The organism is Mycobacterium sp. IS-1264, assembly GCF_001954195.1.
Lineage (GTDB): Bacteria > Actinomycetota > Actinomycetes > Mycobacteriales > Mycobacteriaceae > Mycobacterium.
In genome coordinates, this window is record NZ_MBES01000011.1 from 1 (window position 1) to 9,884 (window position 9,884).

Here is a 9,884-nt window from a genome sequence, read left to right on the forward strand (position 1 = left end):
TCGACCGGGCCAGCATCGAGCGGTTGGTCGGCTGGTTTGGCCGGGTGATCGAGGCGGTGGTGACCGATGCCTCGGTGCTGGTGGGAGAGGTGTCGCTGCTGGATCGCGGTGAGCGTGATCTGGTGCTGCAGCGGTGGTCTGGCATCGAGGTGGCGGCGCCGGTGGGGGTGACGCCGCAGATATTGGCCGCGGCGGTGGCCGCCGCGCCCGCTGCGCCGGCAGTTATCGACGGCAGCCGCACCATGTCGTATCGCGAGCTTGATGAGTGGTCGTCGCGGTGGGCGCGGGTGCTGATCGAGGCGGGGGTGGGTCCCGAGCGCGCGGTGGGCGTGGCGATGGACCGGTGTGCGGAGTTGGTGGTGGCCTGGTGGGCGGTGGCCAAGGCCGGTGGGGTCTATGTGCCGGTGGATCGGTCCCATCCCGTCGAGCGCGTCGCCGCGGTGTTGGATGCCGCGGGTGCGGTGTGTGTGTTGGCGTGTGACGCCGACCCGGTGGCCGGGGTTGGGGCGCGTCCGGTGCTGCGCGTGGACGATCTGGATGTCTCGGGGTACCGCGCGGATCCCATCACCGATGCCGATCGCTTGGCGCCGCTCGGGGCCGATAACGGCGCGTATGTGATTTTCACGTCGGGCTCGACCGGGGTGCCCAAGGGGGTGGCGGTCAGCCACGCCGGTTTGTCGGGGATGGCCGCGGCGCAACGCACGGTGTTCGGCCTCGGCGCGGATGCGCGGGTCTTGATGGTGGCCGCCCCGACCTTCGATGCGTCGGTGTTCGAAATGTTATGGGCCGCAGGGTCGGTGGCGGCGGTGGTGGTGGCCCCACCGGATCTGTATGGCGGGCAGGCGTTGACCGAGTTGTTGGAGGACCAACAAGTCAGCGCGGCGGTGGTGACCCCGTCGGTGCTGTCGTCGCTGGACCCGGCCCGCCTGGAAACGCTGAATGTGTTGGCCACCATGGGCGAGGCCTGCCCACCCGAGGTGGTGGCCGCGTGGGCGCCGGATCGGCGGATGTTCAACCTCTACGGCCCGACCGAGACGACCATCTGGGCTACCTGGGCGCCGCTGACGGCGGGGCAGCGGGTGAACATTGGCGCCCCCGTTGCGGGGGTGCATGCGTGGGTGCTCGACGCGCGGTTACACCCCGCCCCGGTCGGGGTGGTCGGCGAGTTGTATGTGGGCGGGCCCGCGCTGGCACGCGGCTATGTGGGCCGAGCGGGGTTGACCGCGGAACGGTTCGTGCCCAACCCCTTTGGGGCCGCGGGAGCGCGGATGTATCGCACCGGAGACCTGGCGCGGTGGACCCCCGCCGGAGCCCTGGAGTATCTGGGCCGCGCCGACACTCAGGTCAAACTCCGCGGCCAGCGCATCGAGCTGGGCGAAATCGAAAACACCCTGCTGGCCAGCCCGCAGGTCACCCGGGCCGCCGCAGCGATACACGAAAGCGCCACGGGTTCGCATTTGGTCGGCTACGTCGCATTCGACGACACCGCCACCGTCGAGGACGATGCCGAGGTCGTCGAGGGGTGGCAGCGGCTCTACGACGAACTCTATGGCGCCGAGGGCGAGGCGCCGGAGTTCGGAATGGACTTTCGGGGCTGGAACAGCAGCTACACCGAGCAGCCGATCCCGATCGAGGAGATGGCCGAGTGGCGTGCCGCCACGGTGGATCGGATCCGCGCGCTGCGGCCACGGCGGGTGTTGGAGATCGGCGCGGGATCAGGGCTGGTGCTCTCACAGGTTGCTCCGGCGTGTGAGCGCTACGTGGCCACCGACATGTCGGTGGCGGCGATCGAGCGCCTGCGCGCGGCGGTCGCCGCACAGTCGTGGGGTGAGCGGGTGGAATTGCTGTGCCGGCCTGCACATGTCACCGATGCGTTGCCGGACGGATATTTCGACACCATCGTGCTGAACTCGGTAGTCCAGTACTTCCCGAACGCCGCCTATTTACGCGAGGTCATGGACAACGCCATGAGGTTGTTGGCGCCGGGCGGGGCGCTGTTTCTCGGTGATGTCCGCAACCACGCCCTGCAGGGCGCGTTGCAAACCGGGATCGCGCTGGCCCGCACCGAAACCGGCGACGCTGCCGAGATCCGCCAGCGTGTCCAGCGCGCTGTGCTCGGTGAACCCGAATTGCTGCTGGCCCCAGAGTTTTTCACCGCCTGGGCCGCCGACGATTCGGCGGTGGCCGGGCTTGACCTCGAAGTCAAACGCGGGGTGGCCGACAACGAACTGACCCGGTATCGCTACGACGTCATCGTCTATAAGACTCCCGCACCGGTGCGCTCGGTGACCGCCGCGGAGAGCTGGGCGTGGGCCCGGTGCGCGGGGCTCGACGGGCTGCGGGACCGGTTGGCATCGCAACGTCCGGACGCTGTTCGGGTCACCGGGATTCCGCGCGCCGGGCTGATCAGTGAGGTTCGTCTCGAGGCCGGTCTGGCCGCCGGGTTGTCGGTGCCCGACGCGCTGGCCGATGCCACCGCCGCCGCGGCCGATGCCGTTGTGCCCGAAGCGTTGTATCGCCTCGGTGAGGCCACCGGATACCGGGTGGCGGTGACCTGGGGTGACCCAGCGGGCACCCTGGATGCGGTCTTCCTCGCACCCGCCGACTCCGACCACGTCGCGCTGACCGACCTGTATCTGCCCCAGGCGTCGCAAGGCGGCGCCTGCGCCAATGATCCGCAGACCAACACCAAACTCGGCACCGTGCGTCAGTGGCTCAGCGCGTGGTTGCCCGATTACATGGTGCCGGCCCAGATCGTGGTGCTCGACGAGTTCCCGCTGACCTCGTCGGGCAAGATCGACCGTAAAGCGTTGCCGGCGCCGATTTTTGGCGCCACCGCGTTTCGGGCGCCGCAGACTCAGACCGAAAAGATCATCGCCGAGGTGTTCGCCGAGGTGTTGGGCGTCGCCCGGGTCGGGCTCGACGACGATTTCTTCGCCCTAGGCGGCGATTCGCTGATCGCCACCCGCGCGAGCGCGCGCCTGCAACTGGCGCTGGGCCGTCAAGTCCCGGTGCGATACCTGTTCGAGGCCGCCAAAGTCGGGGATCTGGCCCAGTACCTGAACCACCACCGCGGCGGCCCCGCCCGCCGGCCGCTGCAGGCGATGGCGCGGCCACCCCGAATCCCGCTGTCCTACGCCCAAAACCGGCTGTGGTTCTTGGACCAATTGCACGGGCCCTCACCGATCTACAACATGCCGACCGCGTTCCGGATCAGCGGAGCGCTGGATGTCGACGCGTTGCGCGCGGCGCTGGTCGATGTGGTGGCCCGCCACGAGAGCCTGCGCACCCTGTTTGCCGCAACCGACGGGATACCCCGGCAGGTGGTGGTGCCCGCCGAGCGGGCCGACTTCGGGTGGGACGTCGTCGATACCGGCGATTGGCCGCCGGCGCGGCTCGGTGAGGCCATTGCCGCCGCGGCGCGTCACCCGTTCGATTTGGCCACCGAGATCCCGTTGCGGGCAAGGCTTTTCCGCATCGGCGACGACGAGCATGTGCTGGTGGCCGTGGCCCACCACATCGCCGCCGACGGCTGGTCGGTCGCTCCGCTGGTGCGGGATCTGGGTGTGGCCTATGCCGGCCGCTCTGCGGGGCACGCCCCCGGCACGGAACCGTTGGCGGTCCAGTATGTCGATTACACGTTGTGGCAGCGTGAGCACCTCGGTGATCTGGACGACCCCGACAGCGCGATCTCCGCGCAGCTGGCCTACTGGCAGGACGCCCTGGCCGGGATGCCCGACCGGCTGCAGCTGCCCACCGATCGGCCCTACCCGCCGGTCGCCGATTACCGCGGCGCCAGTGTGGCCGTGGACTGGCCGGCGCAGCTACAGGAGCAGGTCGCCCGGATAGCCCGCGAGCACAACGCGACCAGCTTCATGGTCGTCCAGGCCGCCCTGGCGGTGCTGCTGTCCAAGCTCGGCGCCAGCAGCGATGTGGCGCTGGGCATCGCGGTCGCCGGACGTGACGACCCCGCGCTCGATGACCTGGTCGGCTTTTTCGTCAACACCTTGGTATTGCGGATCGACCTGGCCGGGGATCCCACCGTCGCGGAGCTACTGGGCCGGGTCCGACAGCGCAGCCTGGCCGCCTACGAACACCAAGACGTGCCCTTCGAGGTGCTCGTCGATCGGCTCAACCCGACGCGATCGCTGACCCATCACCCCCTTGTTCAGGTGATGCTGGCCTGGCAGAACCTGCCTGGGCAGGGCAACAACCCCGCGGCGGAGCCGGCCCTGGGGGATCTGCAGGTTACCCCGTTGCCGGCCGAAACTCACACCGCGCGAATGGATCTGACGTTTTCGTTGGCCGAGCGCTGGAACGAGGCCGGGGAGCCCGCGGGGATCGGCGGTCTGGTCGAGTTTCGCACCGACGTGTTCGATGCGGCCACCGTTGAGGCGTTGGTCGAGCGCTGGCGGCGGGTGTTGGCGGCGATCACCGCCGAGCCCAGCCGGTCGTTGTCGTCGGTGGATGTGCTCGATGCCGCCGAGCGGGCCCGCCTGGATGGCTGGGGTAACCGCGCGGTGTTGGCCGCGCCGGCGGTGGCGGGGGCGTCGATTCCCGAGTTGTTCGCCGCGCAGGCGGCGCGCACACCCGATGCGATAGCGCTGACATGTGGGGAGCGTTCGTGGAGTTACCGCGACGTTGACCAGGCGGCCAACCGGTTGGCGCACCTACTGGCCCGCCACGGGGCGGGCCCGGGACAGTCTGTGGCACTGCTGTTTTCGCGGTCCGCCGAGGCGGTCGTGGCGATGTTGGCGGTGCTCAAATCCGGGGCGGCGTACCTGCCGATCGACCCGGCGCTGCCGACGGCGCGCATCGAGTTCATGCTCGGCGACGCCGCACCGGTTGCCGCGCTCACCACCGCCGGGTTGGCCGAGCGACTCGACGGTCACGGGCTGCTGGTCATCGACATCGACGAACCCGGCATCCAGACCTTTCCGTGCACGGGCCTGCCCGCACCGCGCGCCGACGACATCGCCTACCTGATCTACACCTCGGGCACCACCGGGACGCCGAAAGGTGTTGCGGTCACCCACGGCAATGTCACTCGGCTGTTGGAGACGCTGCACGCCGGCCTGCCGGGGGCCGGCGTGTGGTCGCAGTGTCATTCGCTGGCCTTCGACTACTCGGTGTGGGAGATCTTCGGTGCGCTGCTCGGTGGTGGGCGGCTGGTGGTGGTGCCCGACGCGGTGGTGCGCTCGCCCGAAGACCTCTATGCCTTGCTCGTCGCCGAACAGGTCAGCGTCTTCAGCCAGACACCGTCCGCGTTTTACGCACTGCAGGCCGTCGACGCGCTGTCGCCCGAACAGGGACGGCGGCTGAAGCTCGAAACGGTGGTGTTCGGCGGGGAAGCGCTGGAACCGAAACGTCTTGGGCCGTGGCTGCACAACCATCCCGGATCGCCCCGGATGGTCAACATGTACGGCATCACCGAGACGACGGTGCACGCCTCGTTCCGCGAGATCGTCGACGGCGACGTCGAGAGCAACGCCAGCCCCATCGGGGTGCCGCTGGCCCATCTCGGCTTCTTCGTGCTGGACGGCTGGTTACGCCCGGTGCCCGCGGGGGTCGCCGGGGAGTTGTACGTGGCCGGCGCCGGGCTCGCGTGTGGGTACCTGCGCCGCGCGGATTTGACGGCGTCGCGGTTTGTGGCGTGCCCGTTCGGCGGGGCGGGGACGCGCATGTATCGCACCGGGGATCTGGTGCGTTGGGGGGCCGATGGTCAGCTGCGGTACTTCGGCCGTGCCGATGAGCAGGTGAAGATCCGCGGCTACCGCATCGAACTCGGCGAAATACAGGCGACATTAAGCGGTTTGGCCGGGGTTGAGCAGGCGGTGGTGATCGCCCGCGAGGACCGCCCCGGCGACAAACGCCTCGTCGGCTATGTCACCGGAACGGTGGATCCCGTCGGGATACGTGAGCAGCTCGCCGAGCGGGTGCCGGCGTATATGGTGCCGGCCGCCGTGGTGGTGTTGGAGGCGCTGCCGCTGACCCCGAACGGCAAACTCGACACCCGCGCCCTGCCCGCGCCGGACTATGCGGACGTCGATCGCTATCGCGCCCCGGCTACTCCCACCGAGGAGATTCTGGCCGGCATTTATGCCCAGGTGCTAGGGCTCGAGCGCGTCGGGGTCGACGACTCGTTCTTCGACCTGGGCGGCGATTCACTGTCGGCGATGCGCCTGGTCGCCGCGGTCAACGCCAACCTGGAGGCCGGCCTTGCGGTACGCGCTGTGTTCGAGGCGCCCACCGTTGCCCAGTTGGCGCCCCGCATCGGTGGGGACGCGGATCGGCTGGGGCCGGTGGTGCCGGTCGAGCGGCCCGCGGTGGTGCCGTTGTCGTTTGCGCAGAGCCGGTTGTGGTTCCTGGACCAGTTGCAGGGGCCGTCACCGATCTACAACTTGTCGGTGGCGTTGCGGCTGGGTGGGCGCCTTGATGCCGACGCGTTGGGTGCGGCGCTGACCGACGTGGTCGAGCGGCACGAGAGCCTGCGCACCCTGTTCCCGGCCGCCGAGGGGATACCGCGGCAGCTGGTGCTGCCGGCCGAGCGGGCCGGCTTCGGCCTCGAAGTCATCGATGCCACCGGCTGGCCGGCAGAGCGGCTGGGCGAAGCCATCGGCGCGGCGGCCAGTCACAGTTTCGATCTGGCCGCCGAGATCCCGTTGCGGGCAACGCTTTTCCACGTCGACGACGACGATCATGTGCTGGTGGCGGTGGTGCATCATATCGCCGCGGATGGCTTGTCGATCGCGCCGTTGGTGGGTGATGTGGGGGTGGCGTACGCCAGTCGGTGTGCCGGGCGAGCCCCCGGGTGGGCGCCGTTGGCGGTGCAGTATGTCGACTACACGCTGTGGCAGCGTGAGCAGCTCGGTGATCTCGACGACAGCGAGAGCCCTATCGCGGCGCAGCTGGCCTACTGGGAGCAGGCCCTGGCCGGGCTGCCCGAGCGCGTGCAGCTGCCTACCGATCGGCCCTACCCGCCGGTTGCCGATCACCGGGGCGCCAGTGTGGACGTGGAGTGGCCGGCCGAGCTGCAGCAGCGGGTGCGCGATCTCGCCCGCGCGCACAACGCGACCAGCTTCATGGTGGTTCAGGCCGCGCTGGCGGTGCTGCTGGCCAAGCTCAGCGCCAATAGTGATGTGGCAGTGGGGATCACAATCGCCGGGCGGCGCGACCCCGCACTGGATGCGTTGGTGGGTTTCTTCGTCAACACCTTGGTGCTGCGCGTGGAGGTGACCGGCGATCCGACCGTAGCCGAGCTGGTCGACCAAGTGCGACAGCGCAGTCTGGCCGCCTACGAGCACCAAGATGTGCCCTTCGAGGTGCTGGTGGATCGGCTCAATCCGACCCGGAGCCTGGCCCATCATCCGCTGATCCAGGTGCTGCTGGCCTGGCAGAATTTCGCGAAGCAGGACACCGAACCCGAGGGCTCGGCCTTCGGCGATCTGCGGGTCACGCCGCTGCCGGCGCGCACTCAGACCGCCCGCATGGACCTGGTATTCACGTTGGCCGAGCGCTGGGACGGGGCGGGCGAGCCCGCCGGGATCCGCGGGGCGGTCGAGTTTCGCACCGACGTGTTCGACCCCGCCAGCGTCGAAACGCTGATCGAACGGTTAGAGCGTGTGTTGTTCGCGATGACCGCCGATCCGGCTGGGCGGATCTCCTCGGTGGACCTGCTCGACGAGGGCGAGCGCACCGGCTTGGATCGGTGCGGTAACCGGGCGGCGTTGGCCGGGCCGGAACACACGACGGGTTCGATTCCGGCGTTGTTCGCCGCGCAGGTGGCGCGCACACCTGAGGCGGTGGCGCTGGTGTGCGGGGGGCGCTCCTGGACTTATCGCGAACTCGACGAGGCGTCTAACCGGTTGGCGCACCTGCTGATTGGTCAAGGTGCGGGTCCGGGACAGCGGGTGGCCCTGGTGATGTCGCGATCGGCCGAGGCGATCGCGTCGATTTTGGCGGTGCTGAAAACCGGGGCGGCATATCTCCCGATCGACCCGATGGTGCCGGCGGCACGGGTGCGGTTCATGCTCGACGACGCCGCGCCGATTGCCGCGATCACCACCGCGGGGCTGATCGACCGGCTGGACGGCCATCAGTTGCCGGTCATCGATGTCGACGACCCCCGCATCGATGTCCAGCCCAGCACGGCGCCACCGGCGCCGGCCGCCGACGACATCGCCTACATCATCTACACGTCGGGCACCACCGGTGTTCCCAAGGGCGTGGCGATCACCCACCGCAACGTGACCCAGCTGCTGGAGTCGGTGGACGACGACCTCGAGCGCGCGGGCGTGTGGACGCAGTGGCATTCTTTGGCCTTCGACGTCTCGGTGTGGGAGATGTGGGGCGCGCTGCTGGACGGGGGACGGCTCGTCGTCGTGCCCGAAGAGATCGCCCGCTCGCCGCAAGACTTCCACGCCTTACTCGCCGCTGAACAAGTCACCGTCCTCAGCCAGACCCCATCGGCGTTCTACGCGCTGCAAACCGCCGACGCCCTGCAACCTGAGGTGGGACGCCAGCTGCAGCTGGAGACCGTGGTGTTCGCCGGCGAAGCGCTGGAACCACAGCGTCTCCGCACCTGGCTGGACAACCACCCGGGGCAACCGCGGCTGATCAACATGTACGGCACCACCGAGACGACGGTGCATGCCTCGTTCCGCGAGATCACCGGCGACGACGTCGACAGCAGTGCCAGCCCCGTCGGGGCGCCGTTGGTGCGTCTGGCCTTTTTCGTGCTGGATGCGTGGTTGCGTCCGGTGCCGACCGGTGTGGTGGGCGAGCTGTATGTGGCCGGCGCCGGCGTGGGAGTTGGGTATTGGCGGCGGCCGGGGCTGACCGGTGCGCGGTTTGTGGCGTGCCCGTTCACCGCGGGGTCGCGGATGTATCGCACCGGGGATGTGGTGTGTTGGGGTGCCGATGGTCAGCTGCGGTACGTGGGCCGTGCCGATGAGCAGGTGAAGATCCGCGGCTACCGCATCGAACTCGGTGAAATCCAGGCGGTACTAAGCGGTTTGGCTGGGGTGGAGCAGGCGGTGGTGATCGCCCGCGAGGACCGCCCCGGCGACAAGCGTCTGGTCGGTTATGTGACCGGGACCGTCGATGTCACCGGCATACGTGCGCAAATGGCCGAGCGGCTCCCGGCTTACATGATCCCCGCGGCGGTGGTGGCGCTGGACACCTTGCCTTTGACGGTCAACGGCAAACTCGACAAGCGCGCCTTGCCGGCACCGGAATACACCGACGTCGACCGTTATCGCGCGCCGTCGGGTCCCACCGAGGAGATCTTGGCCGGTATTTACGCGCGGGTGTTAGGGCTGGAGCGGGTCGGGGCCGACGACTCCTTCTTCGATTTGGGCGGGGATTCGCTGTCGGCGATGCGGGTGATCGCCGCCATCAACACCGGTTTGGATGCCGGTCTTGCGGTGCGCACCTTGTTCGACGCGCCCACGGTGGCCGAATTGGCACCGCGGATCGGTCAGGACGGCGAGCGGCGCAAGCCATTGGTCGCCGGAGTGCGGCCGGCGAGGATTCCGTTGTCGTTCGCCCAGAGCCGGTTGTGGTTCTTGGACCGCTTCGAGGGCGGGGTGGCGACCTACAACATGCCGATCGCGTTCCGGATCGACGGGCCGCTGGATGCCGGGGCGCTCGATACCGCGCTGGACGATGTGATTGTCCGCCACGAAGCGCTGCGCACCATATTCCCCGACGTCGACGGGGTGCCGTGCCAGCAGGTGTTGGCGGCTCAGCCGGGCATGTGGCGGCGCGGCGGTGCGGCGGTGGTGTCGCTGCCCGAGCGCGAGGTGGCCGGCGAGTTGGTGGCGCTGGCCGGGTATCGGTTTGACCTGTCGAGCGAGATTCCGATCCGTGGACAGATCTATGCC

At 69.0% G+C, this 9,884-nt stretch carries 1 protein-coding gene; it reads left to right on the top strand.

The window, feature by feature from the left end:
* A partial coding sequence (locus A5744_RS02780; RefSeq protein WP_139331213.1) for a non-ribosomal peptide synthetase occupies positions 1 to 9,884 on the top strand: 9,884 nt, incomplete at both ends.